The following is a 25,158-nucleotide window of genomic DNA, read 5'->3' on the forward strand; positions in this document are numbered from 1 at the left end:
TAAAGAATAACTAAAAATATGGTGAGCTCGCCGGGGCTCGAACCCGGGACAACCTGATTAAAAGTCAAGTGCTCTACCAACTGAGCTACGAGCTCGAATATAAGTTTTAAATATTAGAATAGCAGGGCAGTTTAAACAGTGATGTCATTCCCGCTCTAGGTGAGGAATCCGGAAAAATTATAGTCATCCTGAATTTATTTCAGGATCTATTTAAGGAGATGCTGAAACAAGTTCAGCATGACAAAGAAAAGTCCGGATTCCTCACCTAGAGCGGGAATGACATCCAAGGTGCTTTTGCACTCAACAATGCTCTTGCTATTTAAAGTGCTATATAATATAACACCTAAAACTACATTCAAATTATGTTTTACTTTATCGTGGAAAAAGGTTAGTCTGTCAACAATTATTTTCCTTAATAACCTAATAATTTCAAATTATATAGATAGTATCTTTATGCATCATTCCGACGTTGCAATAATTATTCCTTCAAGGCTTGGCTCAACTAGGCTAGCTGAAAAACCGTTAAAGCTTATCGGTTCATTATCAATAATTGAACGTGTATTTACTAATGTAAAACAAACCAAACTTGAACATATTTACGTGGCAACCGATTCGCAGGCAATAGCCGATAGAGTTACTAAGCTTGGAGGAAAAATAATATTTACCGATAGCGATATTTCTTGCGGTACAAACCGAGTATATGAAGCTTTTAAGCACATTCCTGATAATACAAATATTAATTATATTGTGAATGTTCAGGGAGATATGCCTTTTATTGAACCTAGCTCAATTATAAAAGCAATTGAAGAGCTAAAAAAGAGCAATTACGATATTATGACGCCGGTAGTTAAAGTCGGTATTGATATTGTAAAAGATCACAGCAATGTAAATGCGGTGGTTGATCTTAAAGGTAAAGCGTTATATTTCTCACGCAGTATAATTCCAAATGGTGCCAAGGATTTTTTATATCATGTAGGGATGTATGTTTTCCGAAAAAGTGCTTTAAAAAGATTTGTAGAGCTTGAGCCTACAACGCTGGAAAAAATAGAACGTTTGGAGCAGCTAAGAGCGCTTGAAAACGGTATGAGTATCGGTACATGCTTAGTTGATAATATTCCTATTTCCGTTGATACGGAAGAAGATTTGAAAAAGGCTATAAAATTTTATGAAGATCAAAATATCTTTTTAAGTTAAATATTTGTTTATAAAGCTTAAGAAATACATCGAACTTAAAAAATCTTGACATAGTTTTTCTTATGGTTTAGGTTGCTTTAAAATAAGCTTAAAGGTAATTAATGGATGCCGTGAATTCTAATTTTACACTCTGGAATAAGGCTAGAAATAGTAAATTTAGGCACATTGTATGGCCGATTAGATCGTATGAATTAACTAAATTCATCCCGATGGCATTATTGATGTTTTTTATTTTGCTTAATCAAAATTTAGTTCGTAGCACTAAAGATAGTTTCGTCGTTACTTTAATTAGCTCTGAGGTAATTAGTTTTATAAAGCTTTGGGGCGAAATGCCTATGGGGATATTGTTCGTTATTCTTTACTCTAAACTCTGTAATATTATGACGACGGAGCAGGTTTTTAGAATAATAATTTGTGTTTTTCTTTGTTTCTTTGCCGTTTTTGGTTTTATCTTATTTCCTTACCGAGAATATTTCCATCCCGATCCCGAAATAATTAAATATTACATAACGTTGTTGCCCCACTTAAAATGGTTCATAGTAATTTGGGGACAATGGAGTTTAGTATTATTTTATATTATGGGTGAATTATGGCCCGTAATTGTTTTTACTTTGTTATATTGGCAGCTGGCTAATAAAATTACTAAAGTTGAAGAAGCACCTCGATTTTACTCCTTCTTTACTTTATTCGGTCAGACTAATTTGTTAATTTCAGGGACGATAATCGTTTATTTTGCGAAGGGTAATCATTTCTTGCTACCGTTATTTGCTAATTTAAGCGATAAAACGGAAATTCTTTTAAAGTCGTTTACTACGGTTATTTTAATATCGGGAGTAATTTGCTTAGGTCTTCATAAACTTATTGATTCTACAATAGTAGAATCCGATAAAAATATTAAATTTAAAAATCAAAGAACCGATATATTAAAATTAGGATTAATAGATAGCGCAAAAATAGTTCTAACTTCTAAATATTTAGGTCTTATTTGTATATTAATGATTTCATATTCTATGAGCATTAATTTGATTGAAGGCTTATGGATGTCCAAAACAAAGCAGCTTTATCCGACAACGCAAAGCTTTATTTCCTATCAAGGAGAAGTATTATTTTGGACGGGGATATTAACTTTGATTAGTGCCTTTTTAGGAAGTAGTTTAATTAGAGTTTTCGGGTGGTTCTGGGGAGCTATCGCAACACCTATTATGATGTTTATATCCGGAGTTATGTTTTTCTCTTTTACAGTGCTTGAGAATCATTTAGGAGATATTGTTGTAGCACTCGGTTATGCCTCGCCTTTAATGATTACGGTTTTGATCGGCGGATTATGGCATGTACTTGCCAAAGGTGTTAAATATTCGCTTTTTGATTCAAGTAAAGAAATGACATATATTCCTCTTGATAGCGAGATGAAAACCAAAGGTAAAGCTGCCGTTGATGTTATGGGCTATAAAATAGGTAAATCAATAGGGGCAATTATTCAATTTATCTCTTTTAGTATTTTTCCGAATGCAGTACATAATGACCTTGCGGGGATGCTTATGTTTGTTTTTATTATTGTTTGCGTTGTTTGGATGTACGGAGTGAAGGTTTTGGCAAAACACTATAAGGAGCTTATAAAAGCTTAAGTTTTTGGGTTACTGTGGACACTTGTTGTGTGGCTTATAATGTATTATGGTTATTACAAGTATGGTGTCATACCGTGGCTTGTCCCACTACTGTACGAACGTTGAAAAAAGGCTGTGTCATGCCGTGACTTGATCACGGCATCCAGGAAAATAAAGCCATATTAGACTTATTTTAGAATCTTTTTATGATATTATAAGCTGGATTCCGTGGTCGTAGCCACGGAATGACAGAATTTTTACCTCTTTATTTCAACGTTCGTACAGTAGTGGGCTTGTCCACGGTATCCAGTCTTTTTATTAAGGTTTTTTCTGGATACCGTGGACAAGCCACGGTATGACAAACTTTAAGTGAATCGATTATAAAAAAATCTTAAAAATCAACATTATGCAGAAATTAATAATTAGAGGAGGGAAGGCGCTTAAAGGTAATATTAATATTAGCGGTGCTAAAAACGCCGTATTGCCTATTATGGCAGCTTCCTTGCTTACCGATAAGCTACATATCACTAATGTCCCGAAATTGACTGACGTATATACTATGCAGGATTTGCTTAAAAGTCACGGTAGTATTATTGATATAGTAGAGCATCCTGAGCAATTTGAGCTGACGATTAATTGTAATAATATAAATAATTTCACTGCTTCCTATGAGATAGTTCGTAAAATGCGAGCCTCTATTTGGGTTCTTGGGCCGCTAGTTAGCCGTTACGGTAAAGCAGAAGTATCTTTGCCCGGCGGCTGCGCCATAGGGGCAAGGCAGTTAGATTTGCATGTTGCCGTCTTAATATCTATGGGTGCTAAAATTGAAATTGAGAATGGCTATATAAAGGTGGTAAGTAACGGTCGCTTAAAAGCTACTCATTTTGTTTTTGATAAAATTTCCGTCGGAGCAACAATTAATGCAATAATGGCTGCAACTCTAGCGATAGGAGAAACTGTACTTTTTAACTGCGCAAAAGAACCTGAAATTGTCGATTTGTGTCATTGTCTTAATAAAATGGGTGCGGATATTTCCGGAATCGGTACTAGCGAAATAACAATTAAAGGCAAATCTTCTTTAAATGAAACAAGTTATAGAGTAATGCCGGATCGTATTGAGGCCGGTACCTATATGTTTGCGGCGGCAATTACCAAAGGTGATTTAAAAATCTTAGGGATTGATTATCATATCATTGAAAATATAGCTCTAAAGCTTATTGAAGCCGGAATAAAAATTACACCGTTTGACAATGGACTCCAAGTAACCTATATGGATAAATTAAACTCGGTAGATGTGGAGACTAACCCGTATCCCGGCTTTTCAACAGATTTGCAAGCCCAATTTATGAGTCTTATGACGCTTGGAAGCGGCGTTTCGGTAATCACCGAAAATATTTTTGAAAACCGCCTTATGCATGTCCCTGAATTATGTAGAATGGGAGCGGATATTACCGTACACGGTAATAAGGCAATAGTACGAGGAGTGCCGGCTTTAAAAGGTGCAGAAGTTATGGCAAGCGATCTTAGAGCTTCGGTTTCACTGATTTTAGCGGGGCTAAGCACTAAAGATGAAACGATAGTTCATAGGATTTATCATTTAGATCGTGGATTTCAAACACTTGAAAAAAAACTAAATAATTGCGGCGCAAATATTATAAGAGTATAATTTTTTGATAAAATAGTGTATAGTTAAGTTTAATAAATGGAGTAAATTATGGCAAGAATTACAGTTGAAGATTGCGCTCAAAAAGTTAATGATAAATTTAAGCTAGTAGCCCTTGCGGCGCAAGGGGCTAAATATATAAATTCTAGAGCGGAAATTAATCCTAATAATAAAGAAAAGCGTGATAAACCGACGGTAAGTATACTTCGTCAAATTGCTGCCGGTCAGGTATCGATTCCTCATTTAGAAAGTGAGTTGCTAAATCGTTTACGTACCAAAAGCAGAGTTGAGCCTATTAATTACGATAACGGTGATAGTGAAATAGAGGAAAACACTGAAAATTTTGATTATATACCGGGCGAATCGGATATTTACATAGGAGAAGATTATTCTGATTTAGATAATCAAGTTTTTAGCGAAGATAGTTTTGAAGATGAAAAAAAATAATTAGTTCTATTTTAAAAAATGCTATCTGTCATGCTGTGGCTTGACCAAGTACTGTACGAACGTTTAAATAAAGAGGTAAAAATTCTGTCATTCCGTGGCTACGACCACGGAATCCAGCTTATAATATCATAAAAAGATTCTAAAATAAGTCTAATATGGCTTTATTTTCCTGGATGCCGTGATCAAGTCACGGCATGACACAGCCTTTTTTCAACGTTCGTACAGTAGTGGGTCAAGCCACGGTATGACAATTTTAAGTGATTTTAACTATCCATGCAACAATGCCCCTCGCGCATGGTGGGCTGCAAAATTATGCTCTTAACTTCTTTGTTATATTGACAATTCGTGTGCCGAATAAAATGGCGGTTGCTAAATCTCCTTTAGGGGGAGCAATATCGGGGGAAGATTTATGATTTGATTGAGTCATAAGCCCCGACCAACTACCTAAGCGATTGGTAATATCATGATTCGGTAATTCATGATCGGCAAAGTTAGGGCATGCTTCCCCTTGTCCTACCCAAATCATACCGTGCTGCATAGCTAGATGAAATAGCTGTTGAATACTGCAAAGCTTATCTCCTGAATAAGAAGCGGAATTTGTAAAACCTGCAGCTATTTTATCTTTCCATTTTTGTTCAGTCCATTTAAGAGAAGTGGCATCCATAAATACTTTAAACGGTCCGGCTATACTACCCATATAAGTCGGCGCTCCGAAAATAATTGCATCCGCCTCGTCAAGTGGACGCCAGTCTAAATTATTTACATTATCCTTACTTATTTGAATCAAAGAACTATTAGCTCCGGCTTTACTCGTTCCTTTATGTATCGCCTCCGCTACTTTAGTAGTATGGCCGTATCCGCTATAATATATAATAGTTACTTTAACCGTCATATTATTCCTCATTAAAAAAATTTAACTTATTTTTAACTTTATATTTTTTGTTAACAAAAGCAAAGAACTATTTATTCATTACCGATTTTTAAAGCGGCAATAAAAGCCGATTGTGGAATATCGATATTGCCGTATTGTCTCATTTTTTTCTTTCCCGCTTTTTGCTTTTCGAGTAGTTTTCGTTTACGGGTGATATCGCCGCCGTAACATTTAGACAGTACGTCTTTACGAAGTGCTTTAATAGTTTCTCGTGCTATTATTCGGCTACCGATCGATGCTTGAATAGCGATATCGATTTGCTGTCTCGGAATTAAATCTTTAAGGCGCACACATAGCGCCCGGCCCCTTTGCTCAGCCCGCGTACGATGGACTATTGTCGACAGTGCGTCTACCATTTCACCGTTTACTAAAATTCCGAGTTTAACAAGCTCCGAAGGCCGGTAGTTATCCATTTGCCACTCAAAGCTTGCATAGCCTTTTGAACAGCTTTTTAGCCGATCGTAAAAATCATAAACTATTTCATTTAAAGGTAATTTATAAACAAGTTTTGCCCTACCGGCTATATAACCAAGATCAAGCTGAATACCTCTTTTCTCCGTACATAACGATAAAACGGCTCCTAAAAATTCATCCGGTACCATGATAGTTGCTTTGATCCAAGGCTCTTCCATAGACTCGATTTTCTGCAGGTCGGGTAAATCTGCCGGATTGTGAATCTCAAAACTCTCGCCGTCCCGCAGGTGAATTTTATACACCACGCTTGGGGCAGTGGTAATCATGTCTAAATCAAATTCACGCATTAGACGTTCTTGGATAATTTCTAAATGCAATAACCCTAAAAATCCGCACCTAAAGCCAACGCCGAGAGCCGACGAACTCTCCGTTTCAAACTCGAAACTTGCATCATTTAGACGAAGCTTGGCAAGGGAATCCTTTAAATGCTCAAACTCGGCGCTATCTGTCGGGTATAAACCGCAAAATACCACCGGCAGGTTTGGTTTAAAACCCGGAAGAGCTTGAAGGCAGGGTTTTTTTTCGTCGGTTATAGTATCTCCTACTTTGCAATCGGCTACTTGCTTAATTGAAGCGGTAAAAAAGCCGATTTCTCCGGCATATAAAATATCGGAAATATGTTTTTTAGGAGTAAAATAACCGACATTTTCCACTATATAACTGGAATTCGTTGCCATCATTTTTATGCGCATATTTTTACGCAAAGCCCCGTCAATTACCCTAACTAAAATAACTACTCCAAGATACGGGTCGTACCAACTATCCACCAGCAATGCTTTTAAAATATCGGTATTATTCTCTACCGGCGGCGGTAGTCTTTTAACAATAGCCTCTAATACCTCTTCTATACCGATGCCGCTTTTCGCGGAAATTAATACCGCATCGCTGGCATCGATACCTATTATATCTTCTATTTGTTGTTTAACTTGCTCAGGCTCTGCTGCCGGTAAGTCAATTTTATTAAGTACCGGAATAATTTCATGATTATTTTCGATTGCTTGATAGACATTTGCCAGCGTTTGAGCCTCTACCCCTTGACTACTATCCACCACCAACAACGACCCTTCGCATGCCGCAAGCGATCTACTTACTTCATAAGCAAAATCGACATGACCGGGCGTATCCATTAAATTTAAATAATAACTATTGCCGTCTTTGGCTTGGTATACTAGCCTAACAGTCTGCGCTTTAATAGTAATTCCGCGTTCTTTTTCTATATCCATCGAGTCCAGCACTTGATGGCTCATTTCTCTTGATTGCAACCCGCCGCAATATTCAATTAACCTATCTGCTAAAGTAGATTTACCGTGATCGATATGGGCAATAATTGAAAAGTTTCGGATAAATTTTTGATTGTTCATGATATATGTGATATAATTTGGTTTAATTACAAAATGTCACCCCGTGGCTTGACCACGGCATCCAGTCAGGCTTTTTAATTTTTTCTGGATACCGTGGTCAAGCCCACTAGTGTACGAACGTTTAAATAAAGAGGTAAAAATTCTGTCATTCCGTGGCTACGACCACTTCAGTCCAGCTTATAATATCATAAAAAGATTCTAAAATAAGTCTAATATGGCTTTATTTTCCTGGATGCCGTGATCAAGTCACGGCATGACACAGCCTTTTTTCAACGTTCGTACAGTAGTTGGTCAAGCCACGGTATGACACTTTCCCTTTTATTCACGAGTAATAATATAACAAAACAAAATTTTATAGTAGGAAAAAATAATGCGTGCCGAAATTGAAACTTATGTAAAAAAAATTGAGCAATCTTTAGAACTGCTTTGGAGGTCACTTTGACGTCGAAACTTCTACGGCAAGATTAGCCGAGCTAGAAGAATTAGCGGCAAAACCGGAATTATGGAATGACCGAGCCGGTGGGCAAAAACTCCTAAAAGAAAAAAGTATTTTAGAAGAAAAATTAAACTCCTTTCACAAACTTAAAGCTGATTTAAACGACGCCTTAGAATTTGAAGAGCTGGCAGGCATTGAGAATGATCCCGTAACGCTTAACCAAATAGAGAAGGATTTACAAAAATTAAGCATTATTGCCGAAAAATTTGAAACTGCTTGTTTATTTTCCGGTGAGGCCGATAATAATAATTGTTTTCTAGAAATTAATGCCGGTGCCGGTGGAACGGAAAGCCATGACTGGGCATCGATAATGATGCGTATGTATTTACGATTTGCCGAGCGTTTAGGTTTTAAAACCGAGATAATTAACTTAATTAACGGCGAAGAAGCAGGCATAAAATCATGTACTATTAAAGTAATAGGTCATCAAGCTTACGGGTGGTTTAGAACCGAAGCAGGAGTGCATCGATTAGTGAGAATATCGCCCTTTAATGCCGCCGGTAAAAGAATGACCAGCTTTGCCAGCAGCTGGGTATTTCCGGAGATTGACGATAATATCGCAGTCGTTATTGATGATAAAGATTTAAGAATAGATACTTACAGATCATCAGGAGCAGGCGGGCAACATGTTAATACTACCGACTCGGCTGTTCGCATTACTCACCTGCCGACTAATACCGTAACCCAGTGCCAAAGCGGCCGGTCGCAGCATAAGAATAAAGCCGAAGCGATGAAAATGTTACAAGCAAAACTTTACGAAGCTGAACTACAAAAACGTACCGATAGCGTTAATGAACAAAATGCCGCTAAAACCGATAATAGTTGGGGGCATCAAATTAGGTCGTATGTGCTACAACCTTATCAAATGGTGAAAGATTTACGCACCGGTTACGAGACTTCCGACACTAAAGGCGTGCTTGACGGCGATTTAGAAAAATTTGTTTCGGCAAGCCTATCGATGAATGTCGGAGGGGGTATTAAGTATTAGAAGATGTCATTCCCACGCGACAATGGCGTTGTTGCATGGCTCTAAAAAAGTGCCGTATGTCATTCCCGCGAAGGCGCATGAGTGTCAACTTAAGCCATAAAGGTCCATAAAGTCCGTCATTGCGAGGAGGCACAAAGTGCCGACGCGGCAATCCAGGCTTTTTCTTGTCATGCTGAACTTGTTTCAGCATCTCTATAATAGATCCTGAAATAAATTCAGGATGACTAGAGAGTGTTTTTTCTGGATTCCCGCCTTTAGCTAGAATGACATCAAAAATTCGAGCCATGCAACAACGCCCGCCCTAGCTAGGAATGGTATAAAGGATTGCGGGAATGATATTAAACCTATAATCAAGCCGATCTCGAACTTCAAGCGAACGTTTAGGTAAAGCGGTTTTCATAGGTGCTTTTGTTTTAGATTTTTACAATATTATTTCCATTATATAACAGATAACTCATATCCCAATAAGGAACATTTGTTGCATTTAAAATCAAAAATATTATGAAATTCTTTTTTTAATTGCCAATCTTTGGAGCAAGACGGGCATTGAGTATAATTTGAGCGAGTATATTTCCTTTTTTTACTAGACCAAAGTTCAGCTAAAGGATAAAAAACTTTTTTATTAAAATGGTTTGCTATTTGCTCACTAACCTTTCTGCCTTCTACAGAAATATCACTATTTAGATTTGCTAATTGTTTAGCTATTAGCGGCTCCAGCTTTTTATAGCTTGAAAGCCATAATCTTCCGGCTGCCGCATAATCATTTTTCCAAAAAGTTATTTTTTCAGTAAGATATGGATTTTCACTATTCTTAATCATGTATAACGGCAAATATTTTCCCTTATCGGTTCTTAATATTAACTCATCATCCGATATATATAGAGGATATAAATAAAAAAACTTTATATCCTCTATATTTTTTTCCAAACATAACATTCCTTCATTAACATATTCACCGGTAATATTATAATGAATTATTACTCCTGCGGCTTCTAACTCACTTCTGTATTTCAACGCAAACGTATCTAAAAAATTATCCTCTAAGGCGTTTTTATTAGGAATTACGTTGTAAGTAATTAGGCGTGTTTTATCAAAATTAAAAAGTTCTGCATGTTTTAATATGTTACCGTTTTTATATAAAAATGCTACAAAGCTCCAAGCTAAATCTAAAATTTCTTCTTGTTTTTTAGGTAGTAAGAGGTTACTACAGTCAAATGATATTGTTACAAGATGTATATTATTCGGCATATTTCTTAATTTTCACTTTAAGTTTGTGTCCTTCAAGTTCTACATCGCTTACATAATCGGCGGTGAAATCGTGGCTAAATTCACCTAAAGTTTGCTCTTGGATAAAATCACCGTATTGCTTTAATATTTCCGATAAATCTAAATCGCCGGTGATTTCGATCATAATCCGGTCGCTTATTGAAAAATCGGCGTCTTTCCGAGCTTGCTGAATAGAACGCACCAAATCCCTTGCCGTACCTTCTTGGATTAATGCCGGTGTTAACTCTAAATCAAGTACCAATAAACCGCTATTATCGGCAAAAGCTTTTGCACCTTTTATGCCTTGATGCGGCTCTAAAATTACACTAAACTCATCGGAAGTTAATATCTCACCGCTAATTTTTAAACCTTCTTTTGTTAGTTCCCACTCATTCTTTTTAGACGCTACTATAATATCTTTCATTTTATGCGGCAAACGTTTACCGAGTACCGGAAAATTAATTGATAATTTTTTAGTTGCGTAACTTTCTAAGTCATCACGGTAAATTACCGATTTAACATTAATCTCGTCTTTAATTAAGTCTTCAAATATTTTCAAAGAATCATTATCTTTGCTTATAACACTCAAAGATGCTAGCGGTTGGCGTACTCTAATATTTTCAAGGCTTCTAACAAATAGGCTATTACTACAAATATCTAGTACCTTATCCATCGTGCTTACTAATTCGTGATTTACGGTAAATTCTGAAAGGGTAGGGAAGTCGGTTAAGTGTACGCTTATACTTGAGTTGTCACCCCGTGGCTTGACCACGGGGTCTAGGCCTTTTTCTTTCTGGATACCGTGGTCAAGCCACGGTATGACATTTTCGTCCATTAACCCCAAATAAATAGCTTCCGAGATTAGCGGCAGTAATGCCGACATAGCTTTAGTCATAGTTATAAGGCAGGAGTATAGAGTATTATAAGCGTTTTGCTTATCTTCGTCTTTTTCGCTTTTCCAAAATCTGGCACGACTGCGGCGGATATACCAGTTATTCAAAACTTCAAAAAAATCCGTCACCGCATAATAAGCCGTTTGCGTATCAAAATTATCTAAACTTTCTGCGATTTTTTGCACTGCTATTTTAAGTTTTGATATTATATAAATATCTAGCACATTAACGGAATTAAAATTTAATTCACCTTTGATTTGATCAGCATTGGCATACATCGTAAAGAAATGGTAAGCGTTCCAAATAGGCTTAATAAATAAGCGTAAAGTATCAAATACCATTTTGCCGTCTTTATCAATTAATAATTCCTGCCCCTTAACAACATTTGATGACAGCATCGTCACCCTTAAAGCATCCGAGCCGTATTTATCAAATAACTCTAGCGGATCGGCGTAGTTGTTAAGGCGTTTCGATAATTTTTGACCGGTAGCGTCAAGGATCACGCCGTGACATATACAATTTAAGAAAGGCGGACGATCAAAAAGTGCAGTAGACAATACCATTAACGTATAGAACCAGCCACGTGTCTGAGCTGAGTACTCAACTATAAAGTCAGCAGGAAAATGATTTTCAAACCATTCTTTATTTTCAAAGGGGTAATGAGCTTGCCCGTACGGCATCGAGCCGCTTTCAAACCAACAATCAAATACGTCTTCTATTCTTCGCATCGTGGATTTGCCTGTTGGATCAGACGGGTTGGGCCTTGTCAGCTCATCAATAAACGGACGATGTAAATCGGTAATTTTAACGCCGAAATCTTTCTCTAATTCTTCAATCGATCCGTATACGTCAATGCGTGGATAAGCCGGATCGTCGGACTTCCAGACCGGCAGAGGCGTACCCCAAAATCTATTACGACTTATTGACCAATCACGGGCATTTTCAAGCCATTTACCAAATAAATTATCTTTTACATGTGTAGGTATCCAGTTAATTTGCCGGTTTAGCTCTACCATTCTATTTTTAAATTCGGTAACTTTAACATACCATGACGGCACGGCTTTATATATTAAAGGGGTATCAGTGCGCCAACAATGCGGATAGTTATGAATATATTGTTCGGTTTTAAACCAATTTCCTTGGTTTTTAAGTTTAATAATTATTTTATCGTTGGCATCAAATACTTGTAATCCTTCAAAATCCGGAATTTCTTTAGTAAATTTTCCGCTATTATCTACCGGACAAACGAGTTCTATTCCTTTCGATTCGCAAAGTATTTGATCATCTTCACCGAAACCCGGCGCCATATGTACTATACCGGTGCCGTCACCTTCGACAACAAAGCTACCTGCAAATATTTTAAAGCTGTTCGGATGATTGGCAAAATAATTAAATAACGGCTTATATGAAAGATCGGCTAATTCACTGCCTTTAATTATCTCAAAATTTTCTTCACCGCTAAGCCCTAATTCTTTTGCATATTTACCGATAGAAGATTTAGCTAAAATATAACAAATATTTCCTTTAGGAACTAATGCATATTCAATATCGCTACCTACCGCTAACGCTAAATTTGAAGGTAATGTCCACGGGGTGGTCGTCCAAGCAAGAATGCGATATTCTTCGTAATGCTCCCCCGATGTCATTCCTGAAAAGCTCCCGGTGTCATCTAGTTGCTTGTCCACGGTATCCAGAAAACAACTTATAATATTAGTTGTTTCAGGGTTCTTACTGGATCCCGGGGTCTTTGCCCCGGGATGACATAGTACAAAACTAACCGTTACCGCTTTGTCGGCTCTTTCACGATATGAATTATCAAGCCTAGTTTCAAAATTGGATAACGGAGTTTCGCAAGCCCAAGAATAAGGCATTACTCGCATCGATTCATATAATAATCCCTTATTATATAACTCCTTGAAAGCCCATAAAACGGATTCCATAAAATTCTTATCCATCGTTTTATAAGAATTCTTAAAATCGACCCATCTTGCTTGTCTGGTTACGTATTCTTCCCAGTCGCCGGCATATTTCATAACCGACCGGCGGCAATGCTCGTTAAATTTTTCAATGCCGTAGTTATTAATAGCTAACCTTCCTGAAATACCAAGCTCCTTCTCGGATTGCATTTCCGCCGGCAAGCCGTGACAATCCCAGCCGAAACGTCGCTCAACTTTTTTACCTTTCGTAGTTTGGTAGCGAGCATACACATCTTTAATAAAGCCGGTAAGTAAATGTCCGTAATGCGGTAAGCCATTCGCAAAAGGCGGACCGTCATAAAATATGAATTCGGATTCGCCGCTTCTACTATCTATAGATTTTTGAAATATGTTATTTTCTTGCCAGTAGGTTAATATTTCTTTTTCTATGGCTGCAAAATCAGCGTTTGAACCTACTTCAGGGTAATATTTTTTTGTCATTATTTAAGATATTTAGTTTTTTATAAAAAAGTTATTTGGTAATATTGTCATACCGTGGCTTGACCCACTATTGTACGAACGTTGAAAAAAGGCTGTGTCATGCCGTGACTTGATCACGGCATCCAGGAAAATAAAGCCATATTAGACTTATTTTAGAATCTTTTTATGATATTATAAGCTGGATTCCGTGGTCGTAGCCACGGAATGACAGAATTTTTACCTCTTTATTTAAACGTTCGTACAGTAGTGGGCTTGACCACGGTATCCAGAAAAAAACTTAATAAAAAGACTGGATACCGTGGTCAAGCCACGGTATGACACAAAATCATACAAACAACCTAATAATCGGTATATTTGAAGGTTCGGCTAATTTACACAAATTCTTAAAATGTGTAAAACCATTTATTATATTTTCCAGGGACTCATCAATAAACTTATCCGTTTCAATATAATTCTCTGATTCATCTTGGATATAATATAAAATTGCGGGCAGGTAAACGGTAAATAGCAATCCTCTTTTAGTATAGTAATTATAGTCAAGTGATTTATCTCCCGCATAACGCCAAATTATATCACAAGTGCGAAAAGCAAATTGTATGCCTTGTGCAGGGTGCATTGCAAAATAAGCGGCATTTTTACTATGAATAATCGGCAAAGCACAATCCTTAATTCTAATTTTTAAAGCTAAGGATAGTTTTTCTCTTATTTTTTTTGGAGCTTCAACTGCTGCTAACTGCATTAGCATTTTATCATCTTGCCGGGCTTCAAAGAAGTCTATCACTTCTTGTAAACCGTCGGGGAAAAGTAGCGTATTATACGCACTAGCAAACCTGCATTGCTCTTCAGCTTCCGCAAGCAATTTATTATTCCACTCATTAAAAGGTAATAAAGTTAATAACGATTGCATAAATCGTATCTTTTTGGTATAGTATTCTTGAGTAATATTCATATTAGGATACCTATATTTATTTAGGCTTGACACATAAGTCTAGTATATAGATAATACGAATATTGTTCAACGATATATACAATTATTTAAGGAGAGTAATTTTAGTGATATTAGTAAATGTTCACGCCGGCAATTGTGATAACACTCTAAAAACTTTGAAAAAAAAGTCACAAAGAGAGCTTATTTTTCGTAAAATGAAAGAACAGCGTTATTATGAAACTCGCTCAGCAAAGCGTGTTCGCAAAGGTCAAGAAGCTGCAAGAAGAATAAGAAAAGTTGCTCGTAAGCAAATGTTTGAAAGTTTGTAAAGAATTTCGCTATTGCGAGAAGAATCTATGTCATTCCCGTGAAAACGGGAATCCAGACTTTTCTTTGTCATGCTGAACAAGTTTGCCGCATCTATTAAAAGATCCTGAAATAAATTCAGGATGACTATAATTTTTCTGGATTCCCGTTTGAACTAGAATGACATAGAACACGCTTTAATCTATCCCCACAACCTCACCGTTTCAATTCACCTCCGCTTATATACATTCCCAACATAAAATATACCGTAAATAAACGTACCTATTATAATAATTACCGGCGTAAGAGGTATATCGAGATAAAAAGAAGCGATGAATCCGCAAAAATTTATAAATATCGAGATGATAATTGAGAGGATAATCATTTGCAGCGGAGTGCGGGAAATAAATCTTGCCGTCATAGGGGGAATTAATAAAATAGCCGTCACCATTAATGCCCCGACTATTTTAATAGTAGAAAATACCGATAATGAGAGAAGAAGCAAAAATATTAATTCAATAGTTTTAACTTTGATCCCTTTTATTACCGCAATATCTCTATTAATTATAATCAGGATAATTTGATTATAAAAATATCCTATAAAACATATTATTAGCATCAGCATCATCGATAATAAAATCAAATCGCCGAAATCTACTAATAAAATATCGCCGAATAATAAGTTAGTAATATTATTCTGGCTAGAGCTAAGATAATTTATAATTAATGCCAGAGATAGCATAAAACTTGATATTAAGCTTATAACGGCATTTCTTCCGGAATAATTTTTAAAAATAAAAACAAAAATCGCAAAAAAGCCGGCAACGATTATTCCTGAATATATTAACGGAAAGTTAGCGATAATACTGATACTTGCGGCAAGAAAACTAGCATGAGCAAGACCGTCACCGAAATAAACGTATTTCTTCCATAAAGCAATACAGCCAAGCGGTGCAAAAATTAGGCTAATTAAAATTAAGGCAAGTATTATCGGAATCATTTTAAATTATATATGACAAAGGATAAAAAATAGCAGATAATGGGACGCTAATAAACCTTTAATCTGTTAATACTAATAAAAAAATGCCTATTATGTCTTCGATTGATAAAAAGGAATTAGAGAAATTTGCTAAAATTTCGCATGAATGGTGGAATGAAGACGGAGAATTCGGTATTTTGCACCAAATAACTCCTATTCGCTTGGATTATATAATAGATAAAATAACATCACATTACAATATTAAAAATCCTGCTTTATCTTTCTCGAAGTTAGACATTCTTGATGTCGGTTGTGGTGGCGGATTGGTTAGTGCGCCGCTGAGTAAGCTAGGTTTTAACGTTACCGCTATTGATGCGTTAGAAGGTAATATTAATACGGCTAACGATTATGCTAGAAAAAATAATTTAACGATAAATTACCTAAAATCGACGATAGAGGAATTGCCTAATACTAAATTATATGACGTAATAATTTGCTTGGAAGTTATAGAGCATATTGATAATGTCCCGGCTTTTATGCTAAATCTGACAAAATTAGTAAAGCCGGGCGGTATGGCGATAATTTCAACGATTAACCGCACTAAAAAAGCTTATTTACTAGCGATAATAGCAGCGGAATATATATTAAGCTGGGTTCCGAAAAATACTCATGATTATAATAAGTTTCTAAAACCGTCGGAGATTTATGAAATATTAAAGGGTAATAACATAAGTATAGAAGAACTAAAAGGTTTAGTATTTGACATCGCTAACAATAAGTGGCAATTAAGCGATGATATAGACGTGAATTACTTTGCATATTTAATAAAATATGATAAGTAAAAAATAGTAAAAATAAAGTTTTGTTGACAAAAGGCAGACAGAACATGATAATCTAAATATGAAAATAGAATTTTACTTTGCATTTAATCCTGAAAAAAATATTACCTTATTAAAAGAAAGAGGTATAAGTTTTGAACAAATAATTGCTTTGATAGAAGAAAATTGCATATTAGATATAATAGATCGTCCGAATCAGAGCAAATACCCAAACCAAAAAATTTATATTATAGAGGTGGATGGATATTGCTATTTAGTGCCTTGTATCATTAATGGGAAAGAGATTTTTTTAAAAACCATTATACCAAGCAGGAAAGCTACTAAAAATTATTTAAAAATTAAAGATAGTAGGGAACAAAATGAAAAAATATAAATTATCTGAAGAAGAAAAAGGAATATTAGACTATTTTGAGAATAATAAACTTTTGCATTTGTCTGAGGATGAATTAAAAAGACAAAAAAATATAGCCAAAGTTGCCGCAGTTAATTTTTCTAAAAAAACTGCAAGGATTAATATTAGGCTTCCAGGACATGACTTAAATCACATTAAAAGGATTGCAGCTCAAGAGGGGATGCCTTATCAAACCTTGATTTCCAGCGTTTTACATAAATACGCTTCAGGATATTTAAAATTTGATAAAGCTAACTAAACTTTATGAACAAAAATATAATTACTAGATTTGCGCCGTCTCCTACGGGTTTTTTGCATATTGGATCGGCAAGGACGGCTTTATTTAACTATTTATTTGCTCGGCATAATGGCGGGAAATTTTTTCTGCGCATTGAGGACACCGACAGAGAAAGATCAACAGCAGAAGCAGTTACGGCTATATTTTCAGGGCTTAAGTGGCTTGGCTTAAATTGGGACGGTGAAGTTATATTTCAATCAAAACGCAATGAACTATATAAGGAAGCCGCTTTAAAATTATTAAAAGAAGGGAAAGCTTATTATTGTTTTACAGCGCAAGAAGAAATAGAGCGGCAGCGGAAACTAGCCATAGAGAATAAACAGCATTTTATTTTTAATAGTCCTTGGCGTGATAGCAATCCTTCTACTTACCCAAGTGACAAAAAACCGGTAATACGGCTTAAAGCTAGTAGAGAAGGTAGTACCACGATCCATGATACCTTGCAAGGGGAGGTAGTAATTGAAAACTCCCATATTGACGATATGGTGTTGCTCCGCGCCGATGGTAGCGCTACCTATATGCTAGCGGTGGTGGTGGATGATCATGATATGGGCATCACTCATATTATCAGGGGTGACGATCATTTAACCAATGCTGCTAGGCAAATTGCCATTTATCAAGCTCTTACGTGGCAAATTCCTTCCATGACCCATATACCTTTGATCCACGGCGCCGATGGAGCTAAATTATCTAAAAGGCACGGTGCGCTTGGCGTTGAAGCTTATAAAGAAATGGGCTACTTACCGAGTGCTTTATGTAATTATTTATTAAGGCTCGGTTGGGGGCATGGAGATGATGAGATTATTAACCTAAACCAAGCTATAGAATGGTTTGACCTTGAGGGGCTTGGCAAGTCACCTTCTAAGCTTGATTTCGTCAAGATGAATAATATCAATGCGCATTATTTACGAGAGCTTGATGATGATACTTTAATTTCAATGATTATAGAGATTTTACAACAAAATCATATAGTTAACCTACAAGAAATAAATTATATCAAGCAAGCTTTGCCAAGCTTAACGGTTAGAAGCGAAACTTTAATCGACCTTGCAAATCTTGCTAAAATTTATTTGGTTAATACACCTATTAATTATTCGGAAGAAGCAAAAGTAATAATAAAGGGGTGCAATCGTGATTTAATTAATCAGGTAATAACGGCTTTAGAAGAGCTTGAGCATTTTAACAAAGATTCGTTGCAAAGTAAGTTTAAAGAAATAGCAAAGCATAACGGCTTAAAGCTTAATGAGCTGATGCAGCCGGTTAGGGCTTTAATGGCCGGCATGACTGCCTCCCCTGGAATATTTGAAATGGCTGAGATTTTGGGTAAAGAAAATAGTTTAGCAAGATTAAATGCTTTCGATGTCATTCCCGTATAGGCATGGCGTTGTTGCCCGGCTCTAAAAAAGTGCCGTATGTCATTCTAGCTAAAAGCGGGAATCTAGAAAAATACTTTTTAAGTCATCCTGAATTTATTTCAGGATATTTTGCAATAGATGCTGAAACAAGTTCAGCATGACAAAGAAAAGTCTGGATTCCCGCCTGCGGGCGTTGTTGCGTGGCTCGGAAATTAATACAAAAAACCCGTCATTGCGAAGCCACGGAGTGGCTGTGGCAATCCAGGCTATCCCGAATGTAATGAGGGATTTAATTAGAATGCCAAAAAGTTTATAAGATGGCAAGTTTAGCATAAATATTAATCAGGATTGCAGCAAGGCCCCGCGGCTCCTCGCAAGGCCTTGTTGCGTGGATGGTTAAAATTGCTTAAAACTTGTCATACCGAGGCCCCTCCCACGGTATCCAGAAAAAATCTTAGTAAAAGACTGGATGCCGTGGTCAAACAACTAGATGACACCGCGGTACTTTTAAAAAATACCCGAAATATAGTAATTTTTGCTATTTTTTCCTGGATTGCCGCTCTAGACTACGTCCCTCCTCGCAATGACGGGTTTTTTTTATAAGGATTTCGAGCCACGCAACAACGCCTTTGGTCGCTCGCAATGACGATTCCGGTATCCATGCACAACGCCCGGCGTAGCTAGAAATGATATTAACGCAATTTTTGAAAAATAATTAAACTAATGTTAGAAAGTGAAATAACAAAAAAAATATTTTCACAACTTCCAGGAAAATACTTTATTAAAAGGATTATCGGTAAATACGGCATCGGTGAAGGAGTGGCATATTTTTTAAAAAATGACACTGATAGTTTATTATATAAGGAAGAGTTAGAAATTAATTATCATACTATAGACTATAAAATAGCCGCCGTTAAAGAATATCAATATATATTTGAAGATAATAAAATTACAAAATATTTTATTTCCAAAGAAAATAATAATTTATTTTATCAACTAAACTTTACTGCTCATTCACTTTTATTACAGGCAACCGGTATTCATGTATGTAATCAAGATCGATATGAAGCTACTTATACTTTTCTTGAATCAGATTCCTTTATATTAAATTATCAAATTCTAGGACCGGAAAAAGATTATACAATCACCACTGATTTTAGAAAAATTGAAGTAAAAAATTAAAGACTATAACTTGAATCTTCACCTATTACCGGTAGTTCCTCCATTATATTAAAAAAATTATCTATGCTTTTTTCAGTTAGTATTTTTTTATTACTATCATTTTCAGTGTTTTCATTTCTCTCTCTTTTTTTATTAAAGTTAGGATTAAGAAATGAAATTTTTAAAGATTTATTATTATAGATACTAGTAGTAATATCTTTAAGAGCTTTATTATCCGTAACATCTTTAGGAAGCTGGTTAGCGGTAATATATTCAGGCACTTCAATATTATACCATTCTTTTATTTTCTCGCATAACACAGCAAGAATTTCCGGTAAAACCTTCTCAATATCGGCGGCTAATTTTATTTGCGCTTGTAGTAAAAAATCCTCAAGCTTAGTTAATGTTTCTTGAAATATACAATATGTTACTTCTATTAGGTCTTTAATATCTTCCGTAAATATATTTTTTTTGAGAAGATTCTCTTTAGCAAGATTTAAATACTGGTCCGGTCTTTTTCCAAAATTAGGTATTAAATTATTTAAGCTTTCCTTTAGCGCAGTTAATAAATTATGAGGGCAATTTTCTATCTTATTTATATCGTCTAAAAAATCTTGAAGTTCTTTAATACTTATATTCTGTATTTCTTTTTTCTTGATAATTTTTATTAAAGCTATCCTATCAAATATTTGAGCTATACAATTTAGTTTATTATTACCTATCACCTCACTTAACCATTCGATGAAAATATCTCCTTCTCTTTTAAGTAATAAATTACTCTTTTTTACGTTAGTTATGTCGTAATCCATATTATGAGTGTTAGGTAATTTCTCACCATTATCTTTAGCTACTCCCCTTGCTTGAGCAACAGCAGTTTTTGCCGACATGGGAAAAAACTTCTCATATTTTAAATATTTTTCATCTTGAGCAATAAGTTCAAGGAACATCGGCGCGGTAAATAATGTGGCATTATTTCTTTGCATCTCTACAATAAATAATAAATGAGCTAATTGTTCGGCAAAATTATTTAAGTTTCGTGTTATTTCTATCTCGCTATTAATTTTTTTATTTTGAATAATCTCAAAAATACGCTTTACCATAGCTTCCTTATGGAAAGCATCTTCAGGTATCTTTTGTAATATCTCTTTATATTTACCGAAACCAAATATTTCAGTTTGAACATTACCGGTATTATAATGTATTACATGGCTGTCGGTAAGAGTTTTTAATTTTAAGGTAGATATATTATAAATACTAGAAGAACTATAATTACTTGTTTCTTCTATAGTTAAATGTTTTATTTTGTTTTTATTATTTCTATTAACTATTTTAGAACAAGCAATAATTTCTCCAGGGGTGCCAGCTTCTAAATCAATATTTATCGGATTTTTGTATAATGATATTAAATCAATATTAGAAGCTCTTAGTACCTTAAGTAACATTTCTCTTGCAGTAACTATTGTAATATTTTTCTTTAAAGTAAATATTTCCGGAAGATGAATTTTTTTATTAAATACAAAATTAAATAACTGAATATAATCTTTATCAGCCGGCTTATTTTCTTTATTAAGGATTTAATATTTAATATGTTAGTTAATAAATAATTATTATAATTTATTTTCGTAACATGTTTTATTACATTCTTTTCTCTTTCTTCGTCCGAGCTATCTATATAAATATTTTTTTTCATTCTTTATATTAATATTAAAAATTATTTATTGTTCATCAAGATAATGCAAAGCTTCACAACAACCTATAAAACTTAAAGCAAAATCACCGTGATTATCGTTATATGCTTTTTTTTCTATACAATGCAAATCAAACTCTTTAGCTGAAATTCCTGTAATTCCGATAGCACAATTAATTATTGCAATAGCAGTAATAATGTCATCGCTTTTTATGCATTCAAATAGTCTATCCTGTACGTACTCAATTTTTGCTTTGTCATCAGAAAATTTTTCTAATTCAGATTCCATAGAAGGTTTTATTTTAGTAATTTTAGGTCCTACTGATTCAAGGTCATAATCTAACATAATCTTCTCACTTTTATTTCTTAACTTATCTTCCTAAATAATCGCTAACATTATACTAAATTATTAACAATTTATCAAGTATTGTTTTAAGCTAACAACCTCATAAGCACGCATAGTATCAACTCATATAAAAATTTTAAAAAGCAAAAACGTAGAATTTTTAATTATTATATCCTTTTTCATTTTCTTTACTTAATTTAGTAACGGCAATAAGAGCTTTTTTTAATATCTCTATTGCGTCTTCTATTTTTCCAAAAGCTTCTAATGCTTCGGATTTGCGATATAATGCAACGATATCATAAGGATTAAGTTTTAATTTTTCATCGCAATATTTTACTACTTCATTCATTCTACTTAAATTCTTTGACTCTATTATTGTATCATAATAACTTGTATCAACTTTATTTTTATCGGTCATTTTTAACTCCATTTGTAATATTATTAAATAATCTATTAAATTAATTAGAAAGAAGTAATAAATATTGAACTTAATCCTAAAAACAATAGTTTTTTGTTATTGTGGTTGAAATTTAATAGATTATTTTGCAATAATGGAGTTTAAACATCATTAACGGTTTGCATATTAGCAAAATAATAAAAATAATCAAGAAAATTAAGTTATTTTCTAAAATAATAACATAATTACTAGTTGTATTCTGTATCAAAAAGATTGTATAACTAAAAATACTTAAAAATAAAATATTATATATTGTTGCTAAATAATAGGGGTGTGAATATATTAGACCCTAACTATATTATACTAATTATACACGATTGACTTTTCACTTTAGGTGTGGGTTGCCTTAATAATCTCACAGAATAATTTTAATTATATGTTTAAAACATTAACACAAAATTTAACAAAAATTTTTGATCATATTAGAAGTTCCGGTACTTTATCGGAAATTCAAATAGACGATGCTATGAGAGATATAAGAGTTGCTCTTCTTGAATCTGATGTAGCATTACCGGTAGTTAAAGATTTTATAGCGGAAGTAAAACAGAAAGCTTTAGGGCAGGAGGTTATCAAATCCGTTTCACCGGGGCAGATGATAATTAAAATCATTCATGAAGAAATGATAAATCTTCTTGCATCGGACTCAAATGAAGCAAAGTTACAATTAAATTCAAAACCGCCGGTAAATATCTTAGCGGTGGGCTTACAAGGAAGCGGTAAAACTACCGCTAGCGCAAAACTCGCCTTACGGCTTAAAAATCAAAATAAAAAAGTTCTGCTAGTATCGCTTGATATTTATCGTCCGGCGGCGCAGGAACAATTAGCAATACTTGCAAAATCGATAGAAGTTGATTCGCTCCCTATTATATCAACCGAGAAGCCGCTTGATATTGTCAAACGGGCGCTTGTGGAATCAAAAATATCAGCTTATGACGTTGTGATATACGACACGGCCGGTAGGTTACAGATTGATAACGAAATGATGGAAGAGGCTTTGGCTATAAAAGAGCTAGTAAAGCCGGCAGAAACATTATTAGTAATTGATAGTATGACGGGACAAGATGCAGTAGTAACGGCTAGTAGTTTTAATCAAAAATTAGAAATTTCGGGGCTAATTTTATCAAGAATTGACGGCGATTCTAAAGGTGGAGCTGCCTTAAGCGTAAAATATATTACCAAAAAGCCGATAAAATTCTTAAGTAGCGGCGAGAAATTAACCGATTTAGAAGAATTTGATGCTGAGCGCATAGCTTCAAGAATATTAGATATGGGGGATATACTCTCTTTTGTCGAAAAAGCAGCAAATATAGTAGATAGGGAAGAGGCAGAAAAAATAGCTGCTAGGATGAAAAAGGGTAAATTTGATTTAAATGATTATCTCCAGCAAATGCGAAGTATTAAAAAACTCGGCGGTTTTAGCGGTATCGTTAATATGCTACCGGGTGCCGGTAAAATTATGGATCAAATTGATCAATCTAAATTAAGCGGTAAGTTAATTGAGCAGCAAGTGGCTATTATCTTATCTATGACCCCGAAAGAAAGAAAAACCCCCGATATACTTAATGCTTCACGTCGGAAACGTATCGCGCAAGGAGCAGGTACGACTGTTCAAAAAGTCAATATACTATTAAAGCAGTTCAAGCAAATAAGCGATATGATGAAAAAAGCAAGTAATATGAATCCTAAAAGCCTCATGCGCCAAGGTATGGGTAAGTTGTTTTCTTAAAGGCTTGCATTTTTGCAAGCATCCATAATGTTATTTCTAGCTACGGTGAGCTTTGTTGCATGGCTCGAATTTTCGATGTCATTCCCGTGAAGGCGGGGCGTTGTTGCATGGCTCGATCTTACCCCGTCATTGCGAGGATATGCGTAGCATCGACGTGGCAATCTAGGAAAAAATAGCAAAAAATGCTATGAAACTTATTATTTTCTGGATTGCCGCACTCCCCTTGGTCGCGGCTTTGTTCCGTGGCTCTAAAAAAGTGCCGTATGTCATTCCCGCGCAGGCGGGAATCCAGAAAAAATACCCAAAATAAACAAAACTACACAAAAATTTACCACACAATTTGCTTAAACATTTTCTGGATTCCCGCCTGCGGGCGTTGTTGCATGGCTACCGGAATCGTCATGGCGAGGCGCCTCTTGGCGCCGTGGCCATCTAAGTATAAACATATTTTTATACTAAACTTGTTTAGTATTCTAATTAAATCCCTAATTATATTCGGGATAGCCTAGATGGCCACAGCCACTTCGTGGCTTCGCCATGACGGATTTTTATTAATTTTCGAGCCATGCAACAACGCTTGAAAACGGGAATCTAGAAAAAATACTTTTAAGTCATCCTGAATTTATTTCAGGATATTTGGGTAATTAGATGCTGAAACAAGTTCAGCATGACATAAGTAAGGCTGGATTCCCGTTTTTACGGGAATAACATCGAAAATTCGAGCCATGCAACAACGCCCCGCTTTCGCGGGAATGACATCGAAAATTTGAGTCATGCAACAACGCCATCGTTTATCGACTCTTTTGCATATGAGTCGCATTTTGGTTTTTGATAAAGGGAAAATTATCGAAGACGGTACGCATAATGCACTTTTAATGAATAATGGACTGTATAAAACCTTGTGGGCTGCACAAATAGGCGGTTTTTTGCCGGAACATTTATAAAATACTA

The 25,158-nt window shown here is 35.2% G+C and carries 30 protein-coding genes, 1 tRNA gene and 2 pseudogenes; 19 read left to right on the forward strand and 14 right to left on the reverse strand.

Annotation, left to right across the window (positions count from 1 at the left end; genetic code table 11):
* Positions 1-19: 19 nt before the first annotated feature.
* Positions 20-95, reverse strand: a tRNA-Lys gene (locus AAHM91_RS03145).
* A gap of 358 nt (positions 96-453) precedes the next feature.
* Here AAHM91_RS03145 and AAHM91_RS03150 point away from each other — a divergent pair.
* The 5 genes from AAHM91_RS03150 to AAHM91_RS03170 all read left to right on the forward strand — a co-directional run bounded on the left by AAHM91_RS03150 (position 454) and on the right by AAHM91_RS03170 (position 5,230).
* The gene (locus AAHM91_RS03150) at positions 454-1,194 is read left to right on the forward strand and encodes a 3-deoxy-manno-octulosonate cytidylyltransferase (protein WP_253310024.1); all 741 of its coding nucleotides are present in this window, start codon (positions 454-456) and stop codon (positions 1,192-1,194) included.
* 101 nt (positions 1,195-1,295) lie between these two features.
* Complete coding sequence (tlc2, locus tag AAHM91_RS03155) at positions 1,296-2,819, forward strand: nucleotide exchange transporter Tlc2 (RefSeq protein WP_342256987.1); 1,524 nt, start codon at positions 1,296-1,298, stop codon at positions 2,817-2,819.
* A 385-nt stretch (positions 2,820-3,204) separates the two neighbouring features.
* On the forward strand, positions 3,205-4,464 hold the full coding sequence (gene murA / locus AAHM91_RS03160) for a UDP-N-acetylglucosamine 1-carboxyvinyltransferase (RefSeq protein ID WP_342269846.1): 1,260 nt from the start codon (positions 3,205-3,207) through the stop codon (positions 4,462-4,464).
* Between the two features lie 48 nt (positions 4,465-4,512).
* Positions 4,513-4,908: a DNA-directed RNA polymerase subunit omega gene (gene rpoZ / locus AAHM91_RS03165; protein ID WP_342269847.1), complete on the forward strand. Its 396-nt coding sequence runs from the start codon at positions 4,513-4,515 to the stop codon at positions 4,906-4,908.
* 178 nt (positions 4,909-5,086) lie between these two features.
* Positions 5,087-5,230 carry a hypothetical protein gene (locus tag AAHM91_RS03170; protein WP_342269848.1) on the forward strand — a complete coding sequence of 48 codons (144 nt, stop codon included), beginning with the start codon at positions 5,087-5,089 and terminating at the stop codon, positions 5,228-5,230.
* Here AAHM91_RS03170 and AAHM91_RS03175 read toward each other — a convergent pair.
* From AAHM91_RS03175 to lepA, 3 genes and pseudogenes are all read right to left on the reverse strand, one after another.
* A complete protein-coding gene (locus AAHM91_RS03175) occupies positions 5,219-5,434 on the reverse strand; it encodes a transcriptional regulator (RefSeq protein ID WP_341794174.1) in 216 nt (71 codons plus the stop codon). The genes AAHM91_RS03170 and AAHM91_RS03175 overlap by 12 nt on opposite strands.
* Positions 5,435-5,470: 36 nt before the next feature.
* Positions 5,471-5,812 (reverse strand): annotated as a pseudogene (locus AAHM91_RS03180) (flavodoxin family protein); the annotation flags it as partial.
* A gap of 59 nt (positions 5,813-5,871) precedes the next feature.
* Positions 5,872-7,674, reverse strand: a complete 1,803-nt coding sequence (gene lepA, locus AAHM91_RS03185; RefSeq protein WP_253307520.1) for a translation elongation factor 4 — start codon at positions 7,672-7,674, stop codon at positions 5,872-5,874.
* A gap of 237 nt (positions 7,675-7,911) precedes the next feature.
* Between lepA and AAHM91_RS03190 the strand changes: the two genes are divergently transcribed.
* Positions 7,912-8,061 carry a hypothetical protein gene (locus tag AAHM91_RS03190; RefSeq protein WP_342269849.1) on the forward strand — a complete coding sequence of 50 codons (150 nt, stop codon included), beginning with the start codon at positions 7,912-7,914 and terminating at the stop codon, positions 8,059-8,061.
* Positions 8,045-9,158 (forward strand): peptide chain release factor 2 gene (gene prfB / locus AAHM91_RS03195; protein WP_342269850.1). Its coding sequence is split into 2 segments (ribosomal slippage): positions 8,045-8,107 and positions 8,109-9,158, totalling 1,113 coding nucleotides; the frame shifts between segments, so codons are not numbered across the junction. Before AAHM91_RS03190 ends, prfB begins: the two co-directional genes overlap by 17 nt.
* Here the strand turns inward: prfB and AAHM91_RS03200 are convergent.
* The 4 genes from AAHM91_RS03200 to AAHM91_RS03215 form a co-directional block, all read right to left on the reverse strand.
* Positions 9,148-9,444, reverse strand: a complete 297-nt coding sequence (locus AAHM91_RS03200; protein WP_341792781.1) for a hypothetical protein — start codon at positions 9,442-9,444, stop codon at positions 9,148-9,150. The two genes, prfB and AAHM91_RS03200, sit on opposite strands and share 11 nt — an antisense overlap.
* A gap of 152 nt (positions 9,445-9,596) precedes the next feature.
* Entirely contained in the window at positions 9,597-10,406 is an 810-nt protein-coding gene (locus AAHM91_RS03205; RefSeq protein ID WP_342269851.1) for a DUF2310 family Zn-ribbon-containing protein, read from the reverse strand.
* Complete coding sequence (ileS, locus tag AAHM91_RS03210) at positions 10,396-13,737, reverse strand: isoleucine--tRNA ligase (RefSeq protein ID WP_342269896.1); 3,342 nt, start codon at positions 13,735-13,737, stop codon at positions 10,396-10,398. The genes AAHM91_RS03205 and ileS overlap by 11 nt, the downstream gene beginning before the upstream one ends.
* Positions 13,738-14,059: 322 nt before the next feature.
* Complete coding sequence (locus AAHM91_RS03215; RefSeq protein WP_342269852.1) at positions 14,060-14,683, reverse strand: COQ9 family protein; 624 nt, start codon at positions 14,681-14,683, stop codon at positions 14,060-14,062.
* A 104-nt stretch (positions 14,684-14,787) separates the two neighbouring features.
* Between AAHM91_RS03215 and rpsU the strand changes: the two genes are divergently transcribed.
* On the forward strand, positions 14,788-14,991 hold the full coding sequence (rpsU, locus tag AAHM91_RS03220) for a 30S ribosomal protein S21 (RefSeq protein ID WP_253307525.1): 204 nt from the start codon (positions 14,788-14,790) through the stop codon (positions 14,989-14,991).
* 30 nt (positions 14,992-15,021) lie between these two features.
* Here the strand turns inward: rpsU and AAHM91_RS03225 are convergent, their stop codons facing one another.
* Positions 15,022-15,162, reverse strand: coding sequence for a hypothetical protein (locus AAHM91_RS03225; RefSeq protein ID WP_342269853.1), 141 nt, complete (start codon positions 15,160-15,162; stop codon positions 15,022-15,024).
* A gap of 35 nt (positions 15,163-15,197) precedes the next feature.
* A complete protein-coding gene (locus tag AAHM91_RS03230) occupies positions 15,198-15,968 on the reverse strand; it encodes a metal ABC transporter permease (protein ID WP_253307526.1) in 771 nt (256 codons plus the stop codon).
* A 92-nt stretch (positions 15,969-16,060) separates the two neighbouring features.
* Between AAHM91_RS03230 and ubiG the strand changes: the two genes are divergently transcribed.
* The 8 genes from ubiG (at position 16,061) to AAHM91_RS03270 (ending at position 20,012) form a co-directional block, all read left to right on the forward strand.
* Positions 16,061-16,789, forward strand: a complete 729-nt coding sequence (gene ubiG, locus AAHM91_RS03235; protein ID WP_342269854.1) for a bifunctional 2-polyprenyl-6-hydroxyphenol methylase/3-demethylubiquinol 3-O-methyltransferase UbiG — start codon at positions 16,061-16,063, stop codon at positions 16,787-16,789.
* Between the two features lie 58 nt (positions 16,790-16,847).
* The gene (locus AAHM91_RS03240; protein ID WP_342269855.1) at positions 16,848-17,159 is read left to right on the forward strand and encodes a BrnT family toxin; all 312 of its coding nucleotides are present in this window, start codon (positions 16,848-16,850) and stop codon (positions 17,157-17,159) included.
* Positions 17,146-17,436 (forward strand): CopG family antitoxin, encoded by a 291-nt coding sequence (locus tag AAHM91_RS03245; RefSeq protein WP_253307528.1) that lies wholly within the window; start codon positions 17,146-17,148, stop codon positions 17,434-17,436. The genes AAHM91_RS03240 and AAHM91_RS03245 overlap by 14 nt, the downstream gene beginning before the upstream one ends.
* Positions 17,437-17,441: 5 nt before the next feature.
* The gene (gene gltX / locus AAHM91_RS03250) at positions 17,442-18,851 is read left to right on the forward strand and encodes a glutamate--tRNA ligase (RefSeq protein WP_342269856.1); all 1,410 of its coding nucleotides are present in this window, start codon (positions 17,442-17,444) and stop codon (positions 18,849-18,851) included.
* Positions 18,852-18,862: 11 nt separating this feature from the next.
* Positions 18,863-18,991: a hypothetical protein gene (locus AAHM91_RS03255; protein ID WP_342269857.1), complete on the forward strand. Its 129-nt coding sequence runs from the start codon at positions 18,863-18,865 to the stop codon at positions 18,989-18,991.
* On the forward strand, positions 18,988-19,146 hold the full coding sequence (locus AAHM91_RS03260; RefSeq protein WP_342269858.1) for a hypothetical protein: 159 nt from the start codon (positions 18,988-18,990) through the stop codon (positions 19,144-19,146). The genes AAHM91_RS03255 and AAHM91_RS03260 overlap by 4 nt, the downstream gene beginning before the upstream one ends.
* Before the next feature lie 32 nt (positions 19,147-19,178).
* Entirely contained in the window at positions 19,179-19,433 is a 255-nt protein-coding gene (locus tag AAHM91_RS03265; RefSeq protein ID WP_342269859.1) for a hypothetical protein, read from the forward strand.
* A 120-nt stretch (positions 19,434-19,553) separates the two neighbouring features.
* Complete coding sequence (locus AAHM91_RS03270; protein ID WP_342269860.1) at positions 19,554-20,012, forward strand: DUF6314 family protein; 459 nt, start codon at positions 19,554-19,556, stop codon at positions 20,010-20,012.
* Here the strand turns inward: AAHM91_RS03270 and AAHM91_RS03275 are convergent.
* The 3 genes from AAHM91_RS03275 to AAHM91_RS03285 all read right to left on the reverse strand — a co-directional run bounded on the left by AAHM91_RS03275 (position 20,009) and on the right by AAHM91_RS03285 (position 22,442).
* Entirely contained in the window at positions 20,009-21,433 is a 1,425-nt protein-coding gene (locus tag AAHM91_RS03275) for a hypothetical protein (RefSeq protein WP_342269861.1), read from the reverse strand. The two genes, AAHM91_RS03270 and AAHM91_RS03275, sit on opposite strands and share 4 nt — an antisense overlap.
* Positions 21,434-21,706: 273 nt before the next feature.
* Positions 21,707-22,024 (reverse strand): hypothetical protein, encoded by a 318-nt coding sequence (locus AAHM91_RS03280; RefSeq protein ID WP_342269862.1) that lies wholly within the window; start codon positions 22,022-22,024, stop codon positions 21,707-21,709.
* Between the two features lie 160 nt (positions 22,025-22,184).
* On the reverse strand, positions 22,185-22,442 hold the full coding sequence (locus AAHM91_RS03285) for a hypothetical protein (protein ID WP_342269863.1): 258 nt from the start codon (positions 22,440-22,442) through the stop codon (positions 22,185-22,187).
* Positions 22,443-22,857: 415 nt separating this feature from the next.
* Here AAHM91_RS03285 and ffh point away from each other — a divergent pair, with 415 nt between their 5' ends.
* On the forward strand, positions 22,858-24,207 hold the full coding sequence (gene ffh, locus AAHM91_RS03290) for a signal recognition particle protein (RefSeq protein ID WP_342269864.1): 1,350 nt from the start codon (positions 22,858-22,860) through the stop codon (positions 24,205-24,207).
* A gap of 187 nt (positions 24,208-24,394) precedes the next feature.
* A complete protein-coding gene (locus tag AAHM91_RS03295) occupies positions 24,395-24,517 on the forward strand; it encodes a hypothetical protein (protein ID WP_342269865.1) in 123 nt (40 codons plus the stop codon).
* A gap of 312 nt (positions 24,518-24,829) precedes the next feature.
* Here AAHM91_RS03295 and AAHM91_RS03300 read toward each other — a convergent pair whose 3' ends face one another.
* Positions 24,830-24,982 carry a hypothetical protein gene (locus AAHM91_RS03300; protein WP_342269866.1) on the reverse strand — a complete coding sequence of 51 codons (153 nt, stop codon included), beginning with the start codon at positions 24,980-24,982 and terminating at the stop codon, positions 24,830-24,832.
* Between the two features lie 10 nt (positions 24,983-24,992).
* Between AAHM91_RS03300 and AAHM91_RS03305 the strand changes: the two are divergent.
* Positions 24,993-25,151, forward strand: a pseudogene (locus tag AAHM91_RS03305) (ABC transporter ATP-binding protein); the annotation flags it as partial.
* Between the last annotated feature and the right edge of the window lie 7 nt (positions 25,152-25,158).

The sequence above is a fragment of the Rickettsia endosymbiont of Orchestes rusci genome, assembly GCF_964030945.1.
GTDB lineage: Bacteria > Pseudomonadota > Alphaproteobacteria > Rickettsiales > Rickettsiaceae > Rickettsia.

What these genes read in the sequence shown, in the direction of transcription:
- AAHM91_RS03150 (WP_253310024.1), top strand. Translation starts at nt 454, where the DNA reads ATGCATCATTCCGACGTTGCAATAATTATTCCTTCAAGGCTTGGCTCA.
- tlc2 (WP_342256987.1), top strand. Translation starts at nt 1,296, where the DNA reads ATGGATGCCGTGAATTCTAATTTTACACTCTGGAATAAGGCTAGAAAT.
- murA (WP_342269846.1), top strand. Translation starts at nt 3,205, where the DNA reads ATGCAGAAATTAATAATTAGAGGAGGGAAGGCGCTTAAAGGTAATATT.
- rpoZ (WP_342269847.1), top strand. Translation starts at nt 4,513, where the DNA reads ATGGCAAGAATTACAGTTGAAGATTGCGCTCAAAAAGTTAATGATAAA.
- AAHM91_RS03175 (WP_341794174.1), bottom strand. Translation starts at nt 5,434, where the DNA reads ATGATTTGGGTAGGACAAGGGGAAGCATGCCCTAACTTTGCCGATCAT.
- lepA (WP_253307520.1), bottom strand. Translation starts at nt 7,674, where the DNA reads ATGAACAATCAAAAATTTATCCGAAACTTTTCAATTATTGCCCATATC.
- AAHM91_RS03200 (WP_341792781.1), bottom strand. Translation starts at nt 9,444, where the DNA reads ATGGCTCGAATTTTTGATGTCATTCTAGCTAAAGGCGGGAATCCAGAA.
- AAHM91_RS03205 (WP_342269851.1), bottom strand. Translation starts at nt 10,406, where the DNA reads ATGCCGAATAATATACATCTTGTAACAATATCATTTGACTGTAGTAAC.
- AAHM91_RS03215 (WP_342269852.1), bottom strand. Translation starts at nt 14,683, where the DNA reads ATGAATATTACTCAAGAATACTATACCAAAAAGATACGATTTATGCAA.
- AAHM91_RS03230 (WP_253307526.1), bottom strand. Translation starts at nt 15,968, where the DNA reads ATGATTCCGATAATACTTGCCTTAATTTTAATTAGCCTAATTTTTGCA.
- ubiG (WP_342269854.1), top strand. Translation starts at nt 16,061, where the DNA reads ATGTCTTCGATTGATAAAAAGGAATTAGAGAAATTTGCTAAAATTTCG.
- AAHM91_RS03240 (WP_342269855.1), top strand. Translation starts at nt 16,848, where the DNA reads ATGAAAATAGAATTTTACTTTGCATTTAATCCTGAAAAAAATATTACC.
- AAHM91_RS03245 (WP_253307528.1), top strand. Translation starts at nt 17,146, where the DNA reads ATGAAAAAATATAAATTATCTGAAGAAGAAAAAGGAATATTAGACTAT.
- gltX (WP_342269856.1), top strand. Translation starts at nt 17,442, where the DNA reads ATGAACAAAAATATAATTACTAGATTTGCGCCGTCTCCTACGGGTTTT.
- AAHM91_RS03260 (WP_342269858.1), top strand. Translation starts at nt 18,988, where the DNA reads ATGACAAAGAAAAGTCTGGATTCCCGCCTGCGGGCGTTGTTGCGTGGC.
- AAHM91_RS03270 (WP_342269860.1), top strand. Translation starts at nt 19,554, where the DNA reads ATGTTAGAAAGTGAAATAACAAAAAAAATATTTTCACAACTTCCAGGA.
- AAHM91_RS03275 (WP_342269861.1), bottom strand. Translation starts at nt 21,433, where the DNA reads ATGTTACTTAAGGTACTAAGAGCTTCTAATATTGATTTAATATCATTA.
- AAHM91_RS03280 (WP_342269862.1), bottom strand. Translation starts at nt 22,024, where the DNA reads ATGTTAGATTATGACCTTGAATCAGTAGGACCTAAAATTACTAAAATA.
- AAHM91_RS03285 (WP_342269863.1), bottom strand. Translation starts at nt 22,442, where the DNA reads ATGACCGATAAAAATAAAGTTGATACAAGTTATTATGATACAATAATA.
- ffh (WP_342269864.1), top strand. Translation starts at nt 22,858, where the DNA reads ATGTTTAAAACATTAACACAAAATTTAACAAAAATTTTTGATCATATT.
- AAHM91_RS03295 (WP_342269865.1), top strand. Translation starts at nt 24,395, where the DNA reads ATGAAACTTATTATTTTCTGGATTGCCGCACTCCCCTTGGTCGCGGCT.
- AAHM91_RS03300 (WP_342269866.1), bottom strand. Translation starts at nt 24,982, where the DNA reads ATGACTCAAATTTTCGATGTCATTCCCGCGAAAGCGGGGCGTTGTTGC.